Annotated in this window: 1 protein-coding gene; it reads left to right on the forward strand. The window is 67.8% G+C overall.

Going from position 1 to position 214, the window contains the following annotated elements; genetic code table 11:
• On the forward strand, positions 1 to 214 hold a 214-nt coding region (locus HMPREF2984_RS09260), incomplete at both ends, for an AMP-binding protein (protein ID WP_142350460.1).

Consider the following 214-nt stretch of genomic DNA (forward strand, 5'->3'; position numbering starts at 1 on the left):
CTGGTGTTTGGTGCAGAGACCCTGAGCTACGGCGAACTCAACGCAAGAGCGAACCGCCTCGCACATCACCTGATGGCGAAGGGCGTGGGCCCCGAAGTGCTGGTGGGCATCGCGGTGGAGCGCTCCGTGGAGATGGTGGTGGGGATCCTGGGGATCGTGAAGGCGGGCGGTGCGTACGTGCCGCTGGACCCGGAGTACCCGGCGGACCGGCTGG

Origin of the sequence: Streptococcus sp. HMSC066E07, assembly GCF_001814695.1 — a bacterium.
Lineage (GTDB): Bacteria > Bacillota > Bacilli > Lactobacillales > Streptococcaceae > Streptococcus > Streptococcus hominis.